Here is a 23,002-nt window from a genome sequence, read left to right as displayed (position 1 = left end):
GAAACATACCATGAGAACCCTTCCCGCCGCCGTTCGCACGGCATTGGCTACCACGATCACCGCCGTCGGCTTGACGGCTACCTTGCCGGCACAAACCGCCAGCACCAACGATCTCGACGCTTTGCGCGAACAGATCCGCCTGCTCGACCAGAAGCTCCGCATTCTGGAGCGCAATCAGGAGCTCCGTCAGGAGACTGCTGCTGCCGACGCCAAGAAACAGCCCAAGCTCAACGTTGGCGACGGTCGCGTTGAGGTTGTCTCCGCCGATGGCGCCAACTCCCTCCGCTTGCGCGGTCTCGTGCAAGGCGACGCCCGCCTCTATCTCGACGACGCCAATGCCGCGCAGGATGGCTTTGTCCTCCGTCGCGCCCGCCTGATTTTTGAAGGCAAGTTTTCCGACATCTTCCAATACACGATCCAGCCTGAATTCGGCGGCACCGTGCAGATTCTGGACGCAAACATCAACGCCGCGTTCAAGCCCGGCTTCCAGGTTCGCGTCGGTCGTTTCAAGACGCCGATCGGTCTTGAACAGCTCCAGTCTGATCCGGTTGCGTTCTTCAACGAGCGCTCCGTCGTGACCAACCTCACGCCCAACCGCGACGTCGGTATCCAGGTTCACGGCGACGTGCTGACTAACCGCCTGAACTACGCCGTCGGCGTGTTCAACGGTGTGCTCGACGGTGGCAATTCGCCCACGACCAACTTGAACAACGAAGGCGACTTCACGGTTGCCGCGCGTTTGTTCGCCACGCCTTGGGCCAATGACAAGGAGTCGAAACTCAAGGGGCTCGGCTTCGGTATCGCCGCCGGCACGGGTAACTACAAGGCGGGCGTGCCTCTCAATCCGTATCGCACGGACGGTCAGCAGAACTTCTTTGCTTACCGCTCTGCCGTTGGCAGCACCACCGTGGCCGATGGCACCGCGACGACGATCTCCCCGCAGGCCTACTTCTACAGCGGCCCGCTCGGTATCCTCGCCGAATACGTCTCGTCGTCTGCTGAACTCACCAACGGCGCCAACAGTCGCAAGCTGACCAACACGGGCTTCAACCTTTCGGTCGGCTACGTTCTCACCGGCGAAGAGTCGTCCTACAAGGGCGTCACGCCCAACACGAACTTCAGCCTGAACAAGGGCACCTGGGGCGCCTTTGAAGTCGTTACCCGCGTGGCCCAGGTTGATATCGATGATGATGCGTTTGCCGGCGGCGGCACTTCGCTGGCGGCTGCCGGCACCAACGCCACCGAGGTCACCACTTATGGCGTCGGTCTGAACTGGTATCTGTCGAAGGCCATCCGCGCCAACTTCGATATCTTCAGCAACAAGTTCGATTTCCAGGGTGCACGTCCGGCCACTGGCGCGCTCTCCGACAACGAACTCGCGTTCATCTCCCGCATCCAGGTGTCGTTCTAAAACGCACCCGTTTGATCCGTGTAGTTGCAGTGTAGTTTTCCAGAAGGCGAGGGGGGCGCATCCCGTCTCCCTCGTCTTCGCACCTCTCATCTTTTTGTCAGTTATTTCATCATGAAATTTAAATCTCTCTTCACCCTGCTCGCCGCCGTGGCCATTACCGGCTCGGCCCTCGCGAAAGACATCGAACTCCTCAACGTTTCCTACGATCCGACGCGCGAACTCTACGTCGAATACAACGCCGCCTTCGCCAAATACTGGAAGGCCAAGACCGGCGACAACGTTGTCATCAAGCAGTCCCACGGCGGTTCCGGCAAACAGGCCCGCTCCGTGATCGACGGCCTCAAGGCCGACGTCGTCACCCTCGCGCTCGCCAACGACGTGAGCGCCCTCAACAAGGTCGCTAATCTGATTCCCGCCAACTGGCAGGAGCGCCTGCCGCTCGGCTCCGCGCCCTACACCAGCACCATCGTGTTCCTCGTCCGCAAGAGCTCGCCGTTCGCCGGCAAGGTCAAGGACTGGAACGATCTCGCCCAGCCCGGCATCGCCGTGATCACGCCCAACCCGAAGACCTCTGGCGGCGCGCAGTGGAACTACCTCGCCGCCTGGGAATACGGCCGTCGTAACTACGGCAGTGACGAGAAGGCCCAGGAGTTCGTCGCGAACATCTACAAAAACGTTCCGGTCCTCGACTCCGGTGCCCGCGGTGCGACCACCACCTTCGTTCAGCGCCAGATCGGTGATGTGTTCATCTCGTGGGAAAACGAAGCGTTTCTCGCCGTGAAGGAATTCGGCGCCGACAAGTTCGAGATCGTCGTTCCTTCCGTCAGCATCCTGGCCCAGCCGACCGTCAGCGTCGTGGACAAGGTCGTGAAAAAGAAGGGCACCGAGGAAGTCGCCAAGGCCTACCTCGAATACCTCTATTCCGACGAGGCCCAGGACATCATCGGCAAGAACTACTACCGCCCGACTTCCGAAGCCGCCAAGGCCAAGTATGCCGCGTCCTTCCCGAAGGTTGAGCTCTTCACCATCGACGAGGCGTTCGGTGGTTGGACCAAAGCCGCCGCCACGCACTTCGCAGACGGTGGCACCTTCGACCAGATCTACCTAAAGAAGTAATTCATCCACCCATCGCGGAAGCCGCGTCCGGTCACGTTCTCGAGGGCACACCGGACGCTCTTCCGCGCTTTAATTTTCAAAATAATCACGTCCATGAGCCGCACGTCTCTCATAGCCCGCCGCGCCCTCGCCGCAGTGTCCGTCGATCACGCGCCGGTCGCCGCTCCGCTCTCGCCCTCGATCGAGTTCAACGAACGCCTGACTTCGCTCTACGCGTTGTCGCAACGTTCCCAATACGTTTTCGCTTCGCCCCTCGGCCCGTTCTATCGCCAGGCGCGTCATTATCACGTGCCGCGTTTCGTTTATTTCGGACCGCACACATCCGACGAATCTCTGCGCCTCGCGTTTCATGCGGGCTTCGATGCGCACGATCTGCGCGGCACGCTCGCCTTGCTGCATTTCGTCGAGCGCCTCGCGCTCACGCCTGACTTGGGGCAGGGGCTCAACCTCTCGTTTTTCCCCTTGGCCGATGTCACCGGCCTGCTGCGCAACGACACGCAAAACCTCGGTGAGTCTTCGTGGATCGCATCCGGCGTGCCGGAGCTCGATCTCCTCGCGACTGACGTGCGCAGCCGCGCCTATCACGGTTTTATCCGCGTTGAGACGACCGACGCTGACGACGATGTGATCACCATTCGCCTGCGCGGACACTCTGCTGACGCGCTCGGTCTCGAGTTGCTCAGCTCGCACGACATCGCGCCGTGGGACGTGCGCTGGGTTTCCGGCCCGGTCGACGCCACGCCCGCCGATGGACCGCTGTCCCTGAGCGACGATCTGCCGTTTCAACCGTTCGAACTCACGCTCGGTCTGCCGGCCTCCTGGTCGGTCGAACTGCACCGCGAGGCGGTCACGACCATCCTCAAAAACTTCATCGTGCGTTACCGCGGCTTCCACGCCTACGCGCAGCACCTCTAATCCGACCGTCCTCCGCCATCCGTGTCCGTCATGTCCACTTTAACAGCCCAACCGGTTTCGCGCTCATCGCGCGCCTTGCTCAGCCCGCTCTTTGAGTTGGCGAAGTATTGCCCGGCGCTGAAGGGTGGGGTGGCGGGAAATTTTTCGGTCAACGGTGAGGCGCACGACATCACCCGTTTCCATTTCCGCGGACCCAAAGCCGAGCACGATCCGTTGCGCATCGGTTTGTTTGCCGCGCTGCATGGTGACGAGCCGGCCGGCGCCGAGGCGCTGGTGCGCTGGCTGGCCGAGCTCGCCGGTGAGCCGTGGCGCGCGACCGGTTACGACCTCACCGTTTTCCCAATCTGCAATCCCACCGGCTACGAAGCCAACACCCGCCACAATCACGCCGGCCTCGATCTTAACCGCGAGTTCTGGCGCAAATCCGCGCAACCCGAGGTCGGCATTCTTGAGCGCGAACTCACCGCGGGGAAATTTGACGGCATCATCACGCTGCACTCCGATGACACCAGCGAAGGACTTTACGGCTACGCGCACGGGCGCTTGCTCAACGAGGCGCTGCTCAAGCCCGCTCTGCGTGCCTCCGAGCGCGTGCTGCCTCGCAATCGTGCGTCCGTGATCGACGGCTTTGAGGCCAGTGAAGGCTTGATCCATCGTTGCTTTGAAGGCGTGCTTTCGGCTCCCGTTCAACAACGCCCGCAACCCTTCGACCTCATTTTCGAAACACCCGCGCTCGCCCCGATCGACCTGCAAATCGAGGCCACCGTGATCGCCCTTGAAACCGTGCTCGAGGAATACCGCGTGTTCCTCGCGCATTCGATTAATCTCTGATGTCCACCCGCACCGCACGTTCCATTCTGCCCGGCTTCGGGTTGTCGCTGGGCTTCACGGTCGCCTACTTGAGCCTCATCGTGCTGCTGCCGTTGATGGCGGTGTTCATCAAGAGCTCGGGCATGTCGGCCGCCGGATTCTGGCGCGCGGTGTCTTCGCCGTTTGTCGTGTCGGCCTACAAGGTGAGCTTCTTCGCCTCGCTGGCCGCCGCCTTGGTGAACGCCGTTTTCGGGCTCATCGTGGCCTGGGTGCTCACGCGCTATTCGTTTCCCGGTAAAAAACTGGTCGATGCGCTGGTGGACATTCCGTTCGCATTGCCCACGGCCGTGGCCGGCATCGCGCTCACGACGATCTATGCGCCCACCGGCTGGATCGGCCGCTGGTTGATTCCCTACGACATCAAAATCGCCTACACGGAGATCGGTGTATTCATTGCGCTGACGTTCATCGGGCTTCCGTTTGTGGTGCGCACGTTGCAACCCGTGATGGAGGAGCTCGAGCCCGAGTTGGAAGAGGCGTCCGCCACGATGGGCGCGAGCCGGTTTCAGACTTTGCGCCGCGTGGTGTTTCCTGAACTCGCCCCGGCGCTGCTCACCGGCACCGCGATGGCCTTTGCGCGCGCCCTGGGTGAATACGGCTCAGTGGTGTTCATCGGCGCGAATCTTCCCATGAAGACCCAGATCGTGCCGCACGTGATCTACGAGAAACTCGAGCAATACGACTATCAGGGAGCCACTGCCATTGCGACCGTCATGCTCGTCGCTTCGTTTTCGCTGCTGCTGCTCATCAACCTGCTTCAGAACTGGAGCCGCCGGCACCACAAGATCTGACCATGGCCTCCGTCGTTTCCCATCTCCATAAAACCGGTGCCGGTCGCGGCCACGCTTCGCGCGTGACGCAGGATTCCGCGTGGGTGCGCTGGACGCTCACCACCATCGCGCTCCTGTTTCTGGCGAGTTTCGTTTTACTGCCGCTCGCCGCAGTATTCACCGAGGCGTTACGCAAGGGCTGGGGCGTCTTCATCGCCGCTTTCACCGATGCCGATGCGGTCGCTGCAATTAAACTCACGCTGATCACCGCCGCCATCTCGGTGCCGTCCAACGTCGTCTTCGGCGTCGCGGCCGCGTGGTGCATCACAAAGTTCCAGTTTCGCGGCAAGAGCGTGCTCATCACGCTCATCGATCTGCCGTTCGCGGTCTCGCCGGTCATTGCCGGTTTGGTCTTCGTCCTGGTCTTCGGTTTGCAGGGCTGGCTTGGCCATTACATCAACGCCGAGAACCCGTGGTTTCCCTGGCTTCAGCAGTGGCTCGCGGACAAGGATTTCAAGGTTATCTTCGCCACGCCCGGCATCGTGCTTGCCACCATTTTTGTCACGTTTCCCTTCGTCGCCCGCGAACTCATTCCCCTGATGCAGGCGCAGGGCACCGATGAGGAATATGCGGCCGTCACCCTCGGGGCGAGTGGCTGGCAGACCTTCTGGCGCGTCACGTTGCCGAACATCAAGTGGGGGCTTTTCTACGGCGTCATCCTGTGCAACGCCCGCGCGATGGGCGAATTCGGCGCCGTTTCCGTGGTGTCCGGCCACATCCGCGGCGAGACCAACACCATGCCGCTCCACGTGGAGATCCTTTATAATGAATACCAATTTTCCGCGGCCTTTGCCGTTGCCTCGCTCCTTGCGCTTCTTGCCATCGTCACTCTCATCCTGAAGTCCTTGGTCGAATGGGCGCATAACCGCCACCAGGCCTGACCCTTTTTCTACTCACTACCCGCTACTCGCTACCCACTACTTTTTGCCAGCATGAGCATCACCGCGACCAACATCAAAAAAACCTTCGGCGCCTACACCGCCCTCGAAGGCGTCGACCTCAACGTGCCTGCCGGCAAGCTCGTCGCGTTGCTCGGCCCTTCCGGCTCCGGCAAGACCACGCTCTTGCGCATCATCGCGGGCCTGGAGTTTGCCGACGAGGGCAGCGGTCGTATCCAGTTCCACGGCGAGGACGTCACCGATGTGCCCGCCGGCGAGCGCAAGGTCGGCTTCGTTTTCCAACACTACGCGCTCTTCCGCCACATGACTGTGGCCGAGAACGTCGCCTTCGGTCTCAACGTCCGCAAGCGCAAGGACCGTCCATCCAAGGACGAGATTGGCGATCGCGTGAACAAGCTCCTCAAGCTCGTCCAGCTCGACAATCTCGGTAAACGTTTTCCCACGCAGCTCTCCGGCGGACAACGCCAGCGCGTCGCCTTGGCCCGCGCACTCGCCGTCGAGCCCAAGGTGCTTCTCCTCGACGAACCGTTCGGCGCGCTCGACGCCAAGGTCCGCAAGGAACTCCGCCGCTGGCTCCGCCATTTCCACGACGAGATCAATCTCACCACGGTGTTCGTCACGCACGACCAGGAAGAGGCGCTCGAGATCGCCGACGAGGTCGTCGTCATGAACAACGCCAAGGTCGAGCAGGTCGGCACGCCGCAGGAGGTTTACGACCAGCCCGCCTCGCCGTTCGTTTATAACTTTCTCGGCAACGTGAACCGTCTCCAGCTCCCGTGGCGCGGACTGGGGGAGGGGACCGCCGCTCCGTTTACCGACGCGAAAATCGCCTTCGTGCGCCCGCACGAGCTGGAGATCATTCGCTACCGCGTCGGCGTCGAGGGCGAGGTCGCCACCGTCCAGTCGATCCACGCCGCGGGCTCCGTCGCCCGCGTCACGACACGGCGCGGCTCCAACGAATTCATCGACATCGAACTCAGCCGCGCCCGTCTCGATGAGCTCGCGCTCCAGCCCGACGATTCGGTGCTGCTCCGCGTGCGCCGCAGCCGGCTTTTCGCCGAGGATTACGCCATCTGAGCAAGCGACTTCCCGTTTGCCCTTTTCCACTACGAACCGCATCCTTTTCCCTTTCACATCCAAACCCACCACCACCATGGCCCGTATCTACAACGACATCACTGAAACCATCGGCAATACTCCTCTCGTCCGCCTCAACCGCACCGCTGCCGCCCACGGCGCGCAGGCCGAGGTGCTCTTGAAGCTCGAGTTCTTCAACCCCCTGTCGTCCGTGAAGGACCGTATCGGGAGCAACATGATAGAGGAGGCCCTTAAGAGCGGTCGCATCAATCAGGACACCGTGCTCATCGAACCCACCTCCGGCAACACCGGTATCGCGCTGGCGTTCGTCGCCGCCGCCAAGGGTCTCAAGCTGATCCTCACCATGCCCGAGACGATGTCCCTCGAGCGCCGCAAGCTCCTCAAGATTCTCGGTGCGAAGCTCGTGCTGACCGAAGGACCCAAGGGCATGAAGGGCGCCATCGCCAAGGCCGAGGAGCTCAACAAGCAGATCGCCAACAGCGTCATTCTCCAACAGTTCGCCAACCCTGATAATCCCGCGATCCACCGCACGACCACCGCCGTCGAAATCTGGAACGACACCGATGGCGGCGTTGATTTCGTCGTCTCCGGCGTCGGCACCGGCGGCACCATCACCGGCATCGGTGAGGTCCTGAAAGCCAAGAAACCCGGCGTGAAGATCGTCGCCGTCGAGCCTGCCGGTTCGCCTGTTCTCTCCGGTGGCGCCCCCGGCCCGCACAAGTTACAGGGTATCGGTGCCGGCTTCATTCCCGCCGTGCTCAACACCAAGATCATCGACGAGATCATCCAGGTGAAGGAAGACCAGTCCGGCCCGATCTCAAAGCAGGTCATCAAGCTCGACGGCATTCCGGTCGGCATCAGCTCCGGCGCCGCCATCTGGGCCGGTCTCGAAATCGCCAAGCGTCCCGAGAACAAGGGCAAGAAGATCGTCGTGATCGTCCCGTCCTCCACCGAGCGCTACCTGTCCTCGTGGTTGTTCGCCGATGTCGATGTCGAGAGCGACAACATCAGCGACTTCATCACCACGCCCGCCGCCGCGCAGTAAGTCAGAACGACAGAGGACGGAATACGGAGGGACAGAATACAGAGGACAGAGCACAGAAACAGCCATCTGCTCCGTCCGTCTTCCGTAATCCGTCCTCTGTCCTCCGTAATCCGTCCGGCGGGGTAGCCAAGTGGGAAGGCCCGGCGCCGCAATCGCCTTACGAGTTGGTTCGACTCCAACCCCCGCCTCCAATTTCCGCAACCGGATCGCGCACGTGCTGCCCGCACACCGCCCGGTCGCCTCGAATAATCCATACCGTTCCCAGCGGCCCGCCGGACCACCGGAGGCTGATTTCATCCAGCAATCCACTCAATCCCTCCGCTCTTCGTATCCATGAAACGCTCACTCATCCTCGGTCTCACCGCTCTCCTTGGCCTGGCCTCACCCGCCGCTCACGCCGCCCAGGAAATTCTCAACGCGTCCTACGACGTCTCCCGCGAACTCTTCATCGACGTCAACAAGGGCTTCGTTCCCTACTGGAAGCAGAAGTCCGGTGAAGACGTCACCGTCAAGCAGACCCACCAGGGTTCCTCGAAGCAGGCCCTCGCCATCCGCGAAGGTCTCCGCGCCGATGTCGTCACCTTTAATCAGGTCAACGACGTGCAGATCCTCGCCGACAGCAAACTCGTCGCCAAGGACTGGGTCGGCAAGTTCCCGCACAACAGTTCGCCGTTCTACTCGGTGCACTCGATCCTCGTCCGCAAGGGCAACCCCAAGGCCATCAAGGATTGGTCCGATCTCGCCAAACCCGGCGTGACCATCGTGCAGGTCAACCCCAAGACCGGCGGCAACGGCCGCTATGCAGTTCTCGCTTACTACGCCGCCGGTCTCGAAGCCAGCGGTGGCGACACCGCCAAGGCCCGCGAGCTCCTGAAGGGCATCCTCGCCAACGTCGTGGTGTTCGAATCCGGCGGCCGCGCCGCGACCTCGACTTTCACCGAGCGCGAGATCGGCGACGTCCTTGTCACCTTCGAATCCGAGACCAGCGCTTTTGCGGCGTCCGGTAAGTTCGAAGTCATCACCCCCAGCGTGAGCATCCTCTCCGAGTTCCCCGTCGCCGTGGTCGACAAGGTCGCCAAGAAAAAGGGCACCGAGGCCGTTTCCAAAGCCTACCTCGATTATCTCTACACCCCCGAGGCCCAGGAGATCGTCGCCCGCAATTTCTACCGTCCGCGCAACGAAGAGGTCGCCAAGCGCTACGCCGACAAGTTCGCCCCGGTGAAGGTCCTCGAGGTTGACTCGACCTTCGGCGGCTGGGCCAAAGCCACCACCGATTTCTTCGATAACGGTGCCTTGGTGGACACCTTGCTCAAGGAGATCGCCGCCGCGCGTTAAGTCGTTTCCCGCGCGCCCACGGTTTGCGCCAGTGCCGGAAAATTCAGCATCGGGCTGGATTTCGCGTGCCCTGCGCAGGCCGTGGGTCTTTCGTTTATTTTCTTCGATCCCATGTCGCACCAAAGAGTCATTCCCGGCTTCGGTTACACGCTGGGCGGCACTCTGCTCTTTTTGAGCTTTGCGACGCTGTTGCCGCTGGGTGCGCTGGTCCTGAAAGCCGCCGGTCTGTCGTGGGCCGAGTTCTGGTCCTACATCTCCGATCCGCGCGCCGTCGCCACTTACAAGGTCACGCTCACCTCCGCTTTGCTCGCGACGTTCTTCAACGTCATCCTCGGCCTGCTCGTCGCGTGGATTCTGGTGCGTTATGATTTTCCCGGACGCCGGTTTCTCGACGCCGCCGTCGATCTGCCGTTCGCGCTGCCCACCGCCGTGGCTGGTCTCACGCTCGCCACGCTCCTCGTGCCCACCGGCTTGATCGGCCAGCTCTTCGCGCCGTTTGGCTGGAAAATTTCCTATGCGCTTCCCGGCATGGTCATCGCGATGACGTTTACCAGTTTTCCTTTTGTTGTGCGCACCGTGCAGCCCGTGCTGGCCGACCTCGATCCACACTTGGAAGAGGCCTCGATGAATCTGGGCGCCGGGCAGGTGCTCACGTTTTGGAAGGTCATTCTGCCGGAGCTCCTGCCGGCATTGCTCGCGGGGACCACGCTTTCACTGGTGCGTGCGCTCGGCGAATTCGGCGCGGTCGTGTTCATCGCGGGCAACCTGCCGTTTAAAACCGAGATCAGCTCGCTGCTCATTTACATCCGCGTCGGTGAAAGCGATTACGCCGGCGCCGCCGCGCTCGCCACCGTCATCCTGGCCTCCGCCCTCGTCGTGCTGGTCGTGATGAATATCATCCAAGGCCGTCTTTACCGGAGGCTCCACGGATGAACGTCACCGCCAGCCAGACTCCGCGCGCCTCGATTGCCGGTCACCCGCGCCGCATCGCCCTCGTCGTGATCGGCACTTCGCTCACCGCGTTGCTGATCCTCCTGCCGTTGGTCGCCGTATTTTATTACGCCCTGCGTGAGGGTTGGACCGTTTATGTCGGTCACCTGAAAAACCAGGAAACGGTCCATGCGATCTGGCTCACGTTGCTGGCCGCGCTCGTCGCCGTGCCGGTCAATACCGTCTTCGGCATCATGGCCGCGTGGACGATTGCCAAGTTCGATTTCCCCGGACGCCGGCTGCTCACGAGTTTGATCGAGTTGCCGCTCTCCATTTCGCCCATCGTGATCGGCATCGCCTACCTGTTTGTCTTCGGCATGCAGGGGCTGCTCGGCGAATGGCTCTCCGATCACGAACTCATCTTTTTCGGCTACGAGTTTCGGTTCGTGTTCTCCGTTCCGGCCATCGTGATCGTCACCACGATCGTGACGATGCCGTTCGTTTTCCGCGAAGTGTTGCCGCTCATGCAGACGCAGGGCACGAGCGAGGAACTCGCCGCCATTTCCCTCGGCGCAAGCGGTTGGAAAACATTTCTCAAGGTCACGCTGCCCAACATCAAGTGGGCGCTCATCTACGGTATCTCGCTCACCTTCGCGCGCAGTCTCGGTGAGTTCGGTTCAGTGGCCGTCGTGTCGGGCGCCGTGCGCGGCGAGACCAACACGATGACACTGCAGATCCACATGCTCTTCGACGACGCCTCGCAAACCGGCGCGTTCGCCGTCGCCTCCATTCTCACGTCCATCGCCCTCGTCACCATGCTCGTGAAAACCTGGGTGGAGCGCCGCGAAGCGCGCCGCCTCGCCGAGGGCACCGGCCTGAACTCAGAATAAATTCCACCCGATTTTTCGTCCCACGCAGAGGCAACCACCACCACCATGCCTTATCCCGAAGCCTATTCCGCCTACCTGAAAACGCTGCCGTTCCTCGGTCGCGTCACCTCCACGCACCACGAGGTGATCGCCGGCGCCTATGAGGAAATCCTCGTCACTTACGAGGTCGGCTCCGCCGCCATGGCCGATGGCGCGTGGCTCAAGCTGGTCTTTAAATTTTACTCCGACTGGGCTCCGTTCCAGACCACGCATCCGCAGGCCGCCAACTACCTCACCGCGAGCTACGTCCCGCGCGCCACGTTCCCCGATGAAAGCCCCGCTACCGTCCGCGCACTCAAGGTCCGCTTCGACCAAAAGGGCCACGAACGCCCTTACCAAAAGGCCGTCATCATCGACATCATCGACGGCTACCTGAAGCCCGGCGACCGCATCGAGATTCGTCTCGGCGATCGCAGTTTCGGCGGCCCCGGCACGCGCGTGCAGACGTTCGTCGAGGAGGTTTTCCGCTTTCGAGTGTTCGTCGACACCGCCGGTGCCTCGCGTTTTTCACCCGTCCCCGGAGACATTACGCTCGCCATCCGCGCCGGTGCCGCCGCGCGCGCCGTGTTGCTTTCGCCGCGCCTCGTGCGCCCCGGCACGCCTTTTAACGCAACCTACCGTCTCGACGATGCGTGGGGCAATCTCGCCTCGGTCAACGCCGCGCCGTCCGTCCTCGAAGTGCGTCGCGACGGCCGCGTGTTGTCCACGCATCCGCTGTCGTGGGCCGATCACTCCGGCGCGTGGGCCCGCGTGCCGCTCGTCTTGGACGAGGCCGGCGATTACGAGCTGGTCGTCGATGGCACGGTTGCGCCGCTCACGGTCGATCCGGCCACGCCCGCCGTGCGCGCGCATTTCGCCGATCTGCACGTCCACTCCGAGGACACGGTCGGCATCAACGACACGCGCTACAATTTATCTTTCGCCCGTGATGCCGCCGGCCTCGATGTGGTCGGCTACACGGCCAACGATTTTAACGTTCGCGCCGACCGCTGGGCCGACGCCGTAAAAATCTGCCGCGAGCTCAACGCCCCCGGCACGTTTCTCTGTTTCCCCGGCACCGAGTGGTGCGGCAGCAGCGCCGTCGGTGGTGATCGCAACGTCATCTTCCTCGGCGAAGAGGTGCGTTTCCCGCTCGATAAAAACGGCAAGAGCATGCGCGTCTTCGATTGGAACGAGGATACCACCAAGAGCCGCGGTCAGGAAGCCGATCTCTGGTCGGCCAGCGAGCTGCACAACGCCTACCGCGACATGGGCGACAACGTCCTGCTCATCCCGCATGTTGGCGGACGCCGCGCGATCTTCGACTGGCACGACGCCGCGCTCGAGCGCCTCGTGGAAATCGCCTCGTCGTGGGGCCACTTCGATTGGTTCTACAAAGACGCGCTCGCCCGCGGTCTTAAAGTCGGTGCCTCTGCCGCCGGCGACGAGCATCGCGGTCGTCCCGGTGGCGGCGCGCCCGGCGTCGGTTCGTTTGGCACGCATGGCGGCGTCACCGGTTTCATCGCCGATGAAATCACCGCCACCGCCGTCGGCCGCGCGTTGCGTGCCCGCCACACGTGGGCGACCACCGGCCGCCGCGCCGTCGCGTTGTTGTCGGGCTACGGCCATCCGCAGGGCGATCACTTCACTCACACCGGTCCGCTCACGTTGAACTACGACGTGTTGGGCGACGCCGGTTGGGAACGCCTCGAGTTGCGCGATGACCAAGGCACGGTGTTACTCACCCGCGATCTCGATGCGGAGTCCGGTCTCGCGCGCAACCGCTTCCGCGTGCGTTGGGGCGGCGCGCGCATCAAAGACCGCTACCGCTGGGCCGAGTGGCGCGGCATCATCGTGGTCACCGGCACCGCCGTGAAATCGTTTACGGTGCGCGGTTGCGAGCACCCCGAGGAAACGGTGAAGCAGACGTCCCCCGGCGTGTTTGAAGTGCGCACCGACACGTATGGCGACGCCGATCACGTCGAGATCGAGGTGGATGATCTCGCCGCCGCGCGCATCGACCTGCACCTCGACATCGATGCCTACAACAAAACCGGTCCCGCCATGGAGCGTAACATCGACACGCATACGCCCGGCACCGCTCAGGTGGTTTCCGGCGCGGATCTCCTGGCCAACGATGATGTGCGTTGGGAACTCGGCGGCGCGGAACTTTTTGTCGCCGTCGAGCGTCTGACCGATCGCCCGCTGCCGTTGCGCGTCACAGGTTCGCACACCGTCGAACCCGTCAACGGCCCGCACGGCCACCGCGCCCTCTACCTCTTCGCCCGCGAACGCGACGACCACAAAGTCTGGACCAGCCCGCTCTTCGTGACGTTCGCGTCGTGATCGCGTGACATTCTCCACCACCGGCGCGTTTCGCTAGCCTCGTCCTTATTCAACGCCAGCCTTTCCCACCCATGGCCACCACCGAAAAATCTCCGCGGCACATCGTTGTCGTTGGCGGCGGACTCAGCGGCACGCTCGTTGTTGTGCATCTGCTGCGCACGGCTCCCGCCGGCACCCAGATCAGCCTGATCGAGCGCAACCCGCCCGTGGGTCGCGGCGTGGCCTACGGCACCGAGTGCAAGGAGCACCTGCTCAACGTTCCCGCTGCGCGCATGAGTGCGTTTGCCGACCAGCCCGACCATTTCGTGCACTGGCTGGAGGGCAGGGTGGGGCGCCTCGGTTATCCCGACCAGGTGTCGCCGAGTGATTTTCTCCCGCGCCAGATCTACGGCGATTATATCGCTTCCGTCTTCGCCGAAGCCCGTGCGCAGGCGCCCGACACCGTGCGTTTCTCCAACATCGCCGGTGAACTCACCGACATCGAGGAACGCCCCGAGGGCAACGTCCGCCTGCTCCTCGCCGACGGCCGCACCCTCGACGCCGACCGCGTCGTGCTCGCGCTCGGCGTGCTCCCCGGCGAATACCCGATCCGCCGCTCGCTCCCGTTTTATCACGGCCGCCGCTACGTCCATGTGCCGTGGCGGCCCGAGGTGCTCGACGGTATCGGCAAGGATCAGGACGTCCTCATCGTCGGCGCGGGCCTCACCGCCAACGACATCATCGTTCAACTCGACCAGCTCGGCCACCGCGGCACCGTCCACGCGCTCTCCCGCCGCGGACTCCGCCCGCATCCCCATCGCCCCGGCACGCCCGCCCATCCGGCCTTCCTCGATGCCAACGCGCTCCCGACCACCGTGCGCCAATTGATGCATCTCCTGCGCGCCGAGATCCGCCACGGCGGTGATTGGCGCGCCGTGGTGGATTCGGTGCGCCCGTTTTCGCATGCACTTTGGCAAGGGTTCTCATGGGACGAACGCGCGCGCTTCATGCGCCATGTGCGTCCGTTCTGGGAAGTGCACCGCCACCGCATCGCACCGCAGGTTGCCGCGACCATCGACCGCCTGGCCGACGCCGGCCGCGTGAAATTCTACGCCGGCCGCCTCCAGTCGTTGAAAGAAACCCCCGTCGCCGCCGAGGCGGTTTTCCGCAAACATGGCACCGAGGATCTCGTCACGCTCACCGTGGCCAAAGTCATCAACTGCACCGGCCCGCGCACCGATTATTCGAAATATCAGCACCCGCTCTACATCAACCTGCTCGCCCGCGGCCTGATCGACCACGACCCGCTCGCCCTCGGTCTTCACGCGACGCCCGCCGGTGAAGTTTACCGCTACCGCGCCGGCCTCAGCCACTGGCTCTTCGCCATCGGTGCCCCCTTGAAAGGCGTGCTGTGGGAATCCACCGCCGCGCCCGAAATCCGCGTCCAAGCCCGTCAACTCGCCGCCCGCCTGCTCGCCTGATATTTTCCCGACCGATTAACGCCCATGAGCAACGACCGCTACCGCCGCCTCCTCGCCGATGTGAAAACCCGCATTCACGAAGTCACGATTGAGAATTATGTGAAGTCCACCGCCACGGCCGGCAAACCGCTGCTCATCGACATCCGCGAGACCGACGAATGGGACGCCGGCCACGCCCCCGAAGCGCTCCACATCAGCCGCGGCGTGCTGGAAGGCAGCATCGAAGAAGCAGTGCCCGACGTGACGACTCCGATCGTCCTTTCCTGCGCCGGCGGCAACCGCTCCGCGCTCTCCGCCGAGAACCTGCAAAAAATGGGCTACACCCGCGTCTCGTCCCTCATCGGCGGCTTCGGCGCCTGGACCAAAGCCGGCTTGCCCGTGGTGAAATAGTTTAAGCACTGTTTGGAAAAAAGGGTCAGCGTGAGAGCGAAAGGGGAGGCGATCAAGACGCCGCCGACCCTGTAGGGCCTCACCTCGTGTGAGGCCGCCCCGTCGTTCCGTCCTGTAGGGCGAGGCTAGCCCACGCCCGCTCCGCACCTCCGATTTCAGGTCTCAAGTCTCCGCTCTCAGGTCTGCCGTCCGTCCTCAGGTTTCAAGTCTCCAGTCTCAGCCCTCCGTCAGTCCTCCGTCTTCCGTCCTCCGTTTCGACTCCGTCCTCCGACTTCAGGTTTCAAGTCTCAGCCTTCAGGTTTTCCGTCCGTCCTCCGCCTTCCGTTAAGCATCCAACGGACTCCGCACCCCCAAGCCCGGTTTCTTCATCACATGAAGATACTTCTGCGTCGTCTCCACACTGGTATGCCCGAGCAAGTCCTGCACCGTGCGGATATCCACGCCATTTTCCAAAAGATGCGTGGCAAAACTATGCCTGAGCACATGAGGCGTGATCCGCTTGTCGATTTTCGCGGCAGACTGCGCCTTCTTGATTATCCGCTGAAACGTCGAATCCACCGCATGATGACGACGCCTCACCCCGGACACCGGATCTACACTGGTTTCCCGCGACGGAAACAGCCACTGCCACTCCCACTGTTCACCCGCCCTCGGGTATTTTTTATTAAGCCCCTCCGGCAGCCACACTCCGGGCAACTTCGCCTCCCGATCCGCCCTGAACAACTCGCGCAACCTGTCCACATGTTTGCGCAACGGCTCCACCAACGACTCCGGCAGCACCGTCAAGCGGTCCTTGTCACCCTTGCCGGCGAATACCTTGAGCTGACACCGCTCCAAATCCAGGTGATGCACCCGCAACCGCAGCATCTCCATTAGCCGCAACCCGCTCCCGTAAGCCAGTTCCGCCATCAGCCGGGACGTGCCCTCCAACTGCTCAAACAACCGCTTCACCTCGTCGCGACTCAACGCCATCGGCATCGATGCCCCCTTTGCCGCCCGCCGAAATGACAACTCGCCCAAATGAATGCCCAATGCCCCTTGCATCAAAAACACCAACGCATTGAGCGCCTGACGCTGCGTCGAAGCACTTGCCCGCCACTGCACGGCCATATCCGTCAAAAACGCCTCCACATCCCCCGCACCCGCCGCCTGGGGCTCTCGCGGCTCGATAAACTTAGCAAACCGCACCGCCCACCCTCGGTAAGTTTCCTCCGTGCGCCAGCTCATCCCCTTGGTGCGCAATGCCTCAACTAACTTTCGTTCCCAATCATTTGCCCCCATATCCTTCGCCGCCGGCCCCGGCTCCATCGCTCGCTGCTCCTTTACCGGTAGCGGAACGGCAGCCGCCGTTTCGACCTTTAACTCAACCGGCTCCTTCACCTCCGCTTTGTGTCCTCCGCCCTCCGTCTTCTCCAAGCCACCCGTCTTCGCATTCCAAGCCTCATTGAAAAACCACCTCAACGCCGGCTTTCCCGGATTATCCCCCGCCGCCTCAACCTCTAAAATATAGCTTTTTGCAGTCGCTATGCAGGCAAAAGTCCTCTTCTGCTTACACCATCGCAAATACGCATAAACCCCATGCCGGACAGCTTCCTTTGCCTCCTCCCCGATTTTCAACTGAGCCAATACCACGCCCCACTCAGGAAATCTCACCGCCTCACGCTCGTCTTGCCATTTGGTAGCCATAACCCCAGTGCAGCTTTTCGCAGGTCACAATCAACCCATAAAAACCTGCACTCAAAAGTTTCATACATTGAATATGAATAATTTACATAACAAAATCAGCCTAAAATCGCTGATTTCCTTCCGTCAATATGCTGCACTGAGTGCAGGCTAATAACACTGTTGGGCAAAATAAGATGAGCCGTTTTCTATCTATCGTTTTCTTAGTTTTCAGCATTTGCCTGACTGCCAATGCCGAAGATCAAAATCAGACTTTTACACCTGTAGGCGGATTCATCCCTGACGAAAAAACAGCAATTTCGGTAGCTATTGCCATCTGGAATCCGATTTACGGAGAAGAAAAAATCCAGAATCAGAAGCCATACAAGGCAGAGCTTCGTAATGGAGTTTGGTATGTCGCAGGCTCCAATAAGAAAGGACGGAAAGGCGGCGCAGCTGAGGCTGAAATCTCGAAAGCCGATGGGCGTATTATCACAGTATCCCACGGAAAATGAAAACCACGGAGCCCAACCAGTCGTTACAGACAATTTCGTGCAGTGTCACAGTCGCGGCGGAGCCGCTTTGTGTGCCACCGCACGAAATGTCTGATCTAAAGCGTTGGGCAAAGATAGAACCAGTAATCGAAAGCGTATAGAGCAGACGGAAAACGGAAAATTCGGACTACGGAAAGCGAAAGACGCCAGTGAATCGGAAACCCAAAATATCGGAAAAGAAAGAGTCGCCAGACATCGGATGAGAAGCGACGGGGCGAAGCGTTATTAAATTACAGACCATCAGCCCGAAAAGAAATCGAACCACCGGCGTATGAATCCATATCGCACTCAGAAAGAAAAGACTACGGAGCCCAACCAGTCACTACAGACAACGAACCGCACTGTCACGGAATGTGCTCCGAGCCGCACATTCCGCGCCAGCGCGATTCGTGTCTGACCTCAAACGTTCGGCAATATAAGACCGAGGTTACGTGGAAACCATCAGCCCGAAAAAATAAAACCATGTCGCTGATATACGGAAGCGACGGGGCGAAGCTGTAGATACGAAAAGAAAATATCAGCCTGAAGAAAATCGAACCCACGCGCATGAATATCTCTGGAGCCAGAAACAAAAACCACGGAGCCGAACCAGGCGTTACAGACAATTTCGTGCAGTGGCACAGTCGCGGCGGAGCCGCTTTGTGTGCCACCGCACGAAATGTCTGATCTAAAGCGTTGGGCAAAAAATCATGAAATCTAGATTCTTCATATGCGTGATTTTTGTCGGCGCACTGATCGTTAGTGGTTGCTCTATCGGCTTACGCCGCGACTCAGAAAAGATCGAAGCATCTTTGCTTGAGATTACACCGCTTGGTTCAAGTCCTGAAGTAGTGCTGGAGTTTATTAAAAAGAAAGAATGGCAGACCAAAGGCTACAGCCAGCAAAGCGGATTTTATAAGCAGCAGCCTGGACGGAAAGCCGAGACGGTCGGAACGTCTCATATTCAGGCGTCACTTGGCGATTATTGCCATTTTCCGATTGGAACCACTAATACGTCAGCATTTTGGGGATTCGATAGCGACAGACGGTTGATTGGAATCTGGATATGGAAGACTACCGACAGCCTATGAAAACGGAGCCCAACCAGTCACTACAGACAATTTCGAGGACTGTCCCAGTCGCGGCTGAGCCGCTTTGTGGGCCAGCCCTCGAAATGTCTGACTTTTAACGTTAGGCAAAATATGATATCGGAAGATCTCAGATTACTAGGGTTACAAAACATCTCAAAAGGCTGGCGAGCCGTCTTTTGGTTAGTCGGAGGCCCAATTGCGTCAGGTCTCGTTTGCTATATTTGTCTGCTATTATTCTTCGCAATCGGAGGGCCGGATATCGACAAGAAGGGATCGGCGACCGAAGAGTTTATCGCACGAAATTTTTCAGTCTTTATCCTGCTGCTCCTCATCAGCGGCATCCTTTATTCGCTCATCCGAGCCATTCTTTGCTTACTCCATAAAAATGAAAACGGAGCCTAACAAGTCGTTACAGACAATGCAGTTTGCTGTCACGCCGGCTGCTTCGCACCCGTCGCGCCAGCAAACCGCATGTCTGATCTAAAGCGTTCGGCAAAAAATAACAAAACCTATGTCCTGCCTCGGAGTTCACTTCGCATTGACCGCTGAAGAAGTCAAAACCCTGAAATCGTTCACGGACGATTCAGAGCGTCTCGAATATCTCCAAGAAGAGATCGAAGAGACATATATGGATGAAAATGCAGATTTTTGCGCCCAGACAGATAAGGCTTGGGATGCGATGCACCGCCTATTGGCGGACGGCGAATTGAGTTATTATGATGGTCCCGAACCGCTAAGGTTTACCGTAATCGGAGGAGAGCCTATTTACGCGGAAGGTGATTACATTATGTCACTGAAGACACTCGACCAAGTGAAAGCATTGGCCACCGCACTACCGAAAATTACGAAAGAAGAATTCAGAAAGAAATATGATTCTATGGATGAAGGTAAGTATGGATGCCAGAAGTCCGATGAGGATTTTGAATATACATGGGATTGGTTTACAGGCGTAGTGACACTTTACCAGAAGGCAGCCAGTGCTGGGCGTTTTGTGCTTTTCACAGCCGATCAATGAAAACCACGGAGCCGAACCAGTCGTTACAGACAATGACCACAGCTGTCACGTCGGCTGCTTCGCACCCGCCGCGCCAGCTGTGGTCATGTCTGATCTAAAGCGTTAGGCAGAAATAAAATGACCCTCGACGACTACATTGTGAAGCTGCGAGCCCGAGATAAGGAGATCGAGACGACGCCTGCGATGTTCGCCTTAGCCGAAGAGGCAATTCGGTGCTATCCGCTTTCAGCCAAACTTTGGTGCATCAAAGGTGCGATGATTCAGCTCGGACCCGTTGATAGCGGATATGAATTAGAAGATGCTCTTGGCACCTATCGGCAAGCCATTACGGTAGAGCCTGATTGTCCGGACGGATGGGAAGAACTGGGACATTACTATGATGTTCATCTAAATGATGAGAAGCAGGCAGAAATATTCTGGAAGAAAGCCGAAGCCCTGAAGGCACAGAAATGAAAACTGAGCCTAACAAGTCGTTACAGACAATGCAGTTTGCTGTCACGCCGGCTGCTTCGCACCCGTCGCGCCAGCAAACCGCATGTCTGATCTAAAGCGTTCGGCAAAGAAATACAGCGGATGAATTACCGAATGGTTATATGAAATGCTCAATTTGCGGACGCACGTTAAACGATCCATTGGACCCGCTTTCGGGAGATTGTGGCGGCGATTGTTGGGGCTGTATAGGCGAGATCGAAGCGGAAGCGGGTTGGGAGCCTTCACTGACTATGGTGCGAAAAGAGCATGTTTCTGGACTGCGTCCCGACTGGACAGAGCCCGAAAAGAAATCGAACCCACGCGCATGAATATCTCTGGAGCCAGAAATAAAAACCACGGAGCCGAACCAGTCGTTACAGACAATTTCGTGCAGTGGCACAGTCGCGGCGGAGCCGCTTTGTGTGCCACCGCACGAAATGTCTGATCTAAAGCGTTGGGCAAATAAACCCCGTGAATCCCAGTGACCAAATTCCGGCTAGCGTCCAAAGCACGCTGGACGCTATGAACAAAAAAGAACGGAAAAGCTACGGCTTCGGCGGCCGTATTGCATTCTTCATCTTCATAGCGGCTGTCATTCTCGCTATGTCGGCAGCGATCTACGTTCCATTCGCGATTGGCGCGTCGATGTCGGCCGGTGGCGGCGGCGGAAATTCACCATTGGCACTGATTCCGATCATGGCATTTATAGGAATCCTAGTTTCAGGCGTATTCATCTTTAAGAAATGAAAACGGAGCCCAACCAGTCACTACAGACAACGAACCGCACTGTCACGGAATGTGCGCCGAGCCGCACATTCCGCGCCAGCGCGATTCGTGTCTGACCTCAAACGTTGGGCAAAAATATGAAACCTGCATCGGTCTATCGTGGAATAGCGGCAATCAATGGCATTGTCGGACTGCTACTAGCGTTTGGAATTGTAGTTTTAGGCTTCTCGCTTGCTAGGCATTCCGAAGAAGACGCCCATCTATATCTTTTTGGCATGGTGATCATCATGGCGATCATTGCTGTCGGCCTGATCTGGACTGCTTTATCCTACTTCAGAACCCCCGATATGAAAAATGCGCTTTCGTTAGCCGTAAACACCTCGGTTATTATCTGGGCTTGTCTGGCACGACTCACACAATCCACGGAATTGGAAAAGATGATGGGACCAGCTCATATCGCAGTATCTATTGTGGTCGCTTATCTAGTTTACCGTTTGGGCCTTAAGCCACTAGCCCGTCGAGTCACTTGAACCGGATGAAGAAAACGGAGCCCAACCAGTCGTTACAGACAATGCAGTTTGCTGTCACGCCGGCTGCTTCGCACCCGTCGCGCCAGCAAACCGCATGTCTGATCTAAAGCGTTCGGCAAAAAATAAAAATGAAGCGCACCATATTCCAGTTCTCGCTCTTGGTCCTAGGTATTATTATAGGCTATTGCGGAAAATTGCTGGCTGACGCCAGCACGCCAGAGAAGTATGGCATTCAAGTAGAAGGATTACATATCACAGGCCAGCTCTCCGACTTTCAGAAGAACGAAATCGAAGCTATTACAGTGGCGGCCAAGTCGCTGGATAGTAAATACCCCATCATGAGTATTAAATTCAAATCACCAGGGGAAGTTGAGATTATGACTGGTGTGGTTCGCGGCCCATTAGATGGTGGCGGAAATTATTTTGATTTGAAGAAACAGAACGGAAAGTGGATTCAGGCAAATCCCGACTCCCGCCGCTTTTGGGTCTCCTAAAAATGAAAACCACGGAGCCGAACCAGTCGCCAGAGACAACGACTATGGCTGTCACGCCGGCTGCTTCGCACCCGTCGCGCCAGCAAACCGCATGTCTGATCTAAAGCGTTGGGCAAAAATAATGATCACCACAGCTAAAGCGAATCAACTGGCAGTAGACTGGCTGGGGAAGGCCGAGAGGGATATGAACGCCTTTGGGAGTGCACTACCAGGGCACGCCGAAAAAGCCCCGACCCATCTCATGATCCTCGACGCCCTGACCGAAGAGCATGACTTCGGCTGGGTGTTTTACTGGACGTCACGCGAGTATCACGAGACAGGGGATATTCGGCATGCACTCGGCGGAAATGCACCCCTGATCGTTGACCGGGACGATGGAAGTATTCACATCACCGGAACTGCGAAGCGGACCACTGTGTATATCGATGATTATCGGAAGATAAAAAACGGAGCCCAACCAGCGGCTACAGACAATGCGGTTTAAGCTCCCCATGAATGCGATAGCACAGGGTCCGCATGTCTGACCCGGAACGTTCGGCAATATAAGACCGAGGTTACGTGGAAACCATCAGCCCGAAAAAATAAAACCATGTCGCTGATATACGGAAGCGACGGGGCGAAGCTGTAGATACGAAAAGAAAATATCAGCCTGAAGAAAATCGAACCCACGCGCATGAATATCTCTGGAGCCAGAAACAAAAACCACGGAGCCGAACCAGGCGTTACAGACAATTTCGTGCAGTGGCACAGTCGCGGCGGAGCCGCTTTGTGTGCCACCGCACGAAATGTCTGATCTAAAGCGTTAGGCAGAATCAAAACATGTGGCCGTTTCCAAAGCCCGAGGAAAGTCGAAAGCCGAAGTATCCAAGCTTCCGTGCGTGGATGCACGCGCGTGGCGTGCCTCAGGGCTGGCTTGTCCACCCCGAC

Annotated in this window: 23 protein-coding genes and 1 tRNA gene; 23 read left to right on the top strand and 1 reads right to left on the bottom strand. The window is 59.2% G+C overall.

Annotation, left to right across the window (positions count from 1 at the left end; genetic code table 11):
• Positions 1–10: 10 nt before the first annotated feature.
• From FPL22_RS17370 to FPL22_RS17300, 15 genes are all read left to right on the top strand, one after another.
• Positions 11–1,411, top strand: coding sequence for an OprO/OprP family phosphate-selective porin (locus FPL22_RS17370; protein ID WP_162525364.1), 1,401 nt, complete (start codon positions 11–13; stop codon positions 1,409–1,411).
• A gap of 111 nt (positions 1,412–1,522) precedes the next feature.
• The gene (locus tag FPL22_RS17365) at positions 1,523–2,527 is read left to right on the top strand and encodes a sulfate ABC transporter substrate-binding protein (RefSeq protein ID WP_144354310.1); all 1,005 of its coding nucleotides are present in this window, start codon (positions 1,523–1,525) and stop codon (positions 2,525–2,527) included.
• 93 nt (positions 2,528–2,620) lie between these two features.
• Positions 2,621–3,442 (top strand): M14 family metallopeptidase, encoded by an 822-nt coding sequence (locus tag FPL22_RS17360; RefSeq protein ID WP_144354309.1) that lies wholly within the window; start codon positions 2,621–2,623, stop codon positions 3,440–3,442.
• Positions 3,443–3,472: 30 nt separating this feature from the next.
• Positions 3,473–4,273 carry a M14 family metallopeptidase gene (locus FPL22_RS17355; protein ID WP_144354308.1) on the top strand — a complete coding sequence of 267 codons (801 nt, stop codon included), beginning with the start codon at positions 3,473–3,475 and terminating at the stop codon, positions 4,271–4,273.
• Entirely contained in the window at positions 4,273–5,103 is an 831-nt protein-coding gene (gene cysT, locus FPL22_RS17350) for a sulfate ABC transporter permease subunit CysT (protein ID WP_144354307.1), read from the top strand. The genes FPL22_RS17355 and cysT (FPL22_RS17350) overlap by 1 nt, the downstream gene beginning before the upstream one ends.
• A 2-nt stretch (positions 5,104–5,105) precedes the next feature.
• On the top strand, positions 5,106–6,023 hold the full coding sequence (gene cysW, locus FPL22_RS17345) for a sulfate ABC transporter permease subunit CysW (RefSeq protein WP_144354306.1): 918 nt from the start codon (positions 5,106–5,108) through the stop codon (positions 6,021–6,023).
• Positions 6,024–6,074: 51 nt separating this feature from the next.
• Positions 6,075–7,118 carry a sulfate/molybdate ABC transporter ATP-binding protein gene (locus FPL22_RS17340; RefSeq protein ID WP_144354305.1) on the top strand — a complete coding sequence of 348 codons (1,044 nt, stop codon included), beginning with the start codon at positions 6,075–6,077 and terminating at the stop codon, positions 7,116–7,118.
• Between the two features lie 76 nt (positions 7,119–7,194).
• Positions 7,195–8,184: a cysteine synthase A gene (cysK, locus tag FPL22_RS17335; protein ID WP_144354304.1), complete on the top strand. Its 990-nt coding sequence runs from the start codon at positions 7,195–7,197 to the stop codon at positions 8,182–8,184.
• A gap of 116 nt (positions 8,185–8,300) precedes the next feature.
• A tRNA-Cys gene (locus tag FPL22_RS17330) sits at positions 8,301–8,375 on the top strand.
• Positions 8,376–8,517: 142 nt separating this feature from the next.
• A complete protein-coding gene (locus FPL22_RS17325) occupies positions 8,518–9,519 on the top strand; it encodes a sulfate ABC transporter substrate-binding protein (RefSeq protein ID WP_144354303.1) in 1,002 nt (333 codons plus the stop codon).
• Between the two features lie 111 nt (positions 9,520–9,630).
• On the top strand, positions 9,631–10,452 hold the full coding sequence (gene cysT, locus FPL22_RS17320) for a sulfate ABC transporter permease subunit CysT (protein WP_144354302.1): 822 nt from the start codon (positions 9,631–9,633) through the stop codon (positions 10,450–10,452).
• Entirely contained in the window at positions 10,449–11,339 is an 891-nt protein-coding gene (locus FPL22_RS17315; protein ID WP_144354301.1) for a sulfate ABC transporter permease, read from the top strand. The genes cysT (FPL22_RS17320) and FPL22_RS17315 overlap by 4 nt, the downstream gene beginning before the upstream one ends.
• A gap of 45 nt (positions 11,340–11,384) precedes the next feature.
• Complete coding sequence (locus tag FPL22_RS17310) at positions 11,385–13,703, top strand: PHP domain-containing protein (RefSeq protein ID WP_144354300.1); 2,319 nt, start codon at positions 11,385–11,387, stop codon at positions 13,701–13,703.
• 71 nt (positions 13,704–13,774) lie between these two features.
• A complete protein-coding gene (locus tag FPL22_RS17305) occupies positions 13,775–15,163 on the top strand; it encodes an FAD/NAD(P)-binding protein (RefSeq protein ID WP_144354299.1) in 1,389 nt (462 codons plus the stop codon).
• Positions 15,164–15,187: 24 nt separating this feature from the next.
• Positions 15,188–15,553, top strand: coding sequence for a rhodanese-like domain-containing protein (locus FPL22_RS17300; RefSeq protein WP_144354298.1), 366 nt, complete (start codon positions 15,188–15,190; stop codon positions 15,551–15,553).
• A 324-nt stretch (positions 15,554–15,877) separates the two neighbouring features.
• On the opposite strand, the gene FPL22_RS17295 is transcribed toward FPL22_RS17300, so the two are convergent.
• Entirely contained in the window at positions 15,878–17,239 is a 1,362-nt protein-coding gene (locus FPL22_RS17295) for an integron integrase (protein ID WP_238991467.1), read from the bottom strand.
• 173 nt (positions 17,240–17,412) lie between these two features.
• Here FPL22_RS17295 and FPL22_RS17290 point away from each other — a divergent pair, with 173 nt between their 5' ends.
• From FPL22_RS17290 to FPL22_RS17250, 8 genes are all read left to right on the top strand, one after another.
• A complete protein-coding gene (locus FPL22_RS17290; protein ID WP_144354297.1) occupies positions 17,413–17,730 on the top strand; it encodes an NTF2 fold immunity protein in 318 nt (105 codons plus the stop codon).
• 728 nt (positions 17,731–18,458) lie between these two features.
• Positions 18,459–18,839 (top strand): hypothetical protein, encoded by a 381-nt coding sequence (locus tag FPL22_RS17285; protein ID WP_144354296.1) that lies wholly within the window; start codon positions 18,459–18,461, stop codon positions 18,837–18,839.
• Positions 18,840–19,350: 511 nt separating this feature from the next.
• Positions 19,351–19,854 (top strand): YfbM family protein, encoded by a 504-nt coding sequence (locus FPL22_RS17280; RefSeq protein WP_144354295.1) that lies wholly within the window; start codon positions 19,351–19,353, stop codon positions 19,852–19,854.
• A 117-nt stretch (positions 19,855–19,971) separates the two neighbouring features.
• Complete coding sequence (locus tag FPL22_RS17275) at positions 19,972–20,307, top strand: hypothetical protein (protein ID WP_144354294.1); 336 nt, start codon at positions 19,972–19,974, stop codon at positions 20,305–20,307.
• A gap of 489 nt (positions 20,308–20,796) precedes the next feature.
• Positions 20,797–21,072 (top strand): hypothetical protein, encoded by a 276-nt coding sequence (locus FPL22_RS17265; protein ID WP_144354292.1) that lies wholly within the window; start codon positions 20,797–20,799, stop codon positions 21,070–21,072.
• Positions 21,073–21,188: 116 nt separating this feature from the next.
• Complete coding sequence (locus FPL22_RS17260) at positions 21,189–21,581, top strand: hypothetical protein (protein ID WP_144354291.1); 393 nt, start codon at positions 21,189–21,191, stop codon at positions 21,579–21,581.
• Between the two features lie 128 nt (positions 21,582–21,709).
• Positions 21,710–22,075: a hypothetical protein gene (locus FPL22_RS17255; RefSeq protein WP_144354290.1), complete on the top strand. Its 366-nt coding sequence runs from the start codon at positions 21,710–21,712 to the stop codon at positions 22,073–22,075.
• Positions 22,076–22,166: 91 nt separating this feature from the next.
• A complete protein-coding gene (locus FPL22_RS17250; RefSeq protein WP_144354289.1) occupies positions 22,167–22,559 on the top strand; it encodes a YrhB domain-containing protein in 393 nt (130 codons plus the stop codon).
• Positions 22,560–23,002: the final 443 nt, after the last annotated feature.

This window comes from Rariglobus hedericola (genome assembly GCF_007559335.1).
Classification (GTDB): Bacteria; Verrucomicrobiota; Verrucomicrobiia; order Opitutales; family Opitutaceae; genus Rariglobus; species Rariglobus hedericola.
The sequence above is the reverse complement of the archived record's forward strand: the minus strand, read 5'-3'. Positions and strand labels throughout refer to the sequence as shown.

Coding starts and splice junctions, on each gene's coding strand:
- cysK (WP_144354304.1), top strand. CDS start 7,195: ATGGCCCGTATCTACAACGACATCACTGAAACCATCGGCAATACTCCT.
- FPL22_RS17340 (WP_144354305.1), top strand. CDS start 6,075: ATGAGCATCACCGCGACCAACATCAAAAAAACCTTCGGCGCCTACACC.
- FPL22_RS17360 (WP_144354309.1), top strand. CDS start 2,621: ATGAGCCGCACGTCTCTCATAGCCCGCCGCGCCCTCGCCGCAGTGTCC.
- FPL22_RS17260 (WP_144354291.1), top strand. CDS start 21,189: ATGAAACCTGCATCGGTCTATCGTGGAATAGCGGCAATCAATGGCATT.
- FPL22_RS17365 (WP_144354310.1), top strand. CDS start 1,523: ATGAAATTTAAATCTCTCTTCACCCTGCTCGCCGCCGTGGCCATTACC.
- FPL22_RS17250 (WP_144354289.1), top strand. CDS start 22,167: ATGTCTGATCTAAAGCGTTGGGCAAAAATAATGATCACCACAGCTAAA.
- cysT (WP_144354307.1), top strand. CDS start 4,273: ATGTCCACCCGCACCGCACGTTCCATTCTGCCCGGCTTCGGGTTGTCG.
- FPL22_RS17325 (WP_144354303.1), top strand. CDS start 8,518: ATGAAACGCTCACTCATCCTCGGTCTCACCGCTCTCCTTGGCCTGGCC.
- FPL22_RS17310 (WP_144354300.1), top strand. CDS start 11,385: ATGCCTTATCCCGAAGCCTATTCCGCCTACCTGAAAACGCTGCCGTTC.
- FPL22_RS17355 (WP_144354308.1), top strand. CDS start 3,473: ATGTCCACTTTAACAGCCCAACCGGTTTCGCGCTCATCGCGCGCCTTG.
- FPL22_RS17275 (WP_144354294.1), top strand. CDS start 19,972: ATGACCCTCGACGACTACATTGTGAAGCTGCGAGCCCGAGATAAGGAG.
- FPL22_RS17280 (WP_144354295.1), top strand. CDS start 19,351: ATGTCCTGCCTCGGAGTTCACTTCGCATTGACCGCTGAAGAAGTCAAA.
- FPL22_RS17315 (WP_144354301.1), top strand. CDS start 10,449: ATGAACGTCACCGCCAGCCAGACTCCGCGCGCCTCGATTGCCGGTCAC.
- FPL22_RS17300 (WP_144354298.1), top strand. CDS start 15,188: ATGAGCAACGACCGCTACCGCCGCCTCCTCGCCGATGTGAAAACCCGC.
- FPL22_RS17370 (WP_162525364.1), top strand. CDS start 11: ATGAGAACCCTTCCCGCCGCCGTTCGCACGGCATTGGCTACCACGATC.
- FPL22_RS17255 (WP_144354290.1), top strand. CDS start 21,710: ATGAAGCGCACCATATTCCAGTTCTCGCTCTTGGTCCTAGGTATTATT.
- FPL22_RS17285 (WP_144354296.1), top strand. CDS start 18,459: ATGAAATCTAGATTCTTCATATGCGTGATTTTTGTCGGCGCACTGATC.
- FPL22_RS17290 (WP_144354297.1), top strand. CDS start 17,413: ATGAGCCGTTTTCTATCTATCGTTTTCTTAGTTTTCAGCATTTGCCTG.
- cysT (WP_144354302.1), top strand. CDS start 9,631: ATGTCGCACCAAAGAGTCATTCCCGGCTTCGGTTACACGCTGGGCGGC.
- cysW (WP_144354306.1), top strand. CDS start 5,106: ATGGCCTCCGTCGTTTCCCATCTCCATAAAACCGGTGCCGGTCGCGGC.
- FPL22_RS17305 (WP_144354299.1), top strand. CDS start 13,775: ATGGCCACCACCGAAAAATCTCCGCGGCACATCGTTGTCGTTGGCGGC.
- FPL22_RS17295 (WP_238991467.1), bottom strand. CDS start 17,239: ATGGCTACCAAATGGCAAGACGAGCGTGAGGCGGTGAGATTTCCTGAG.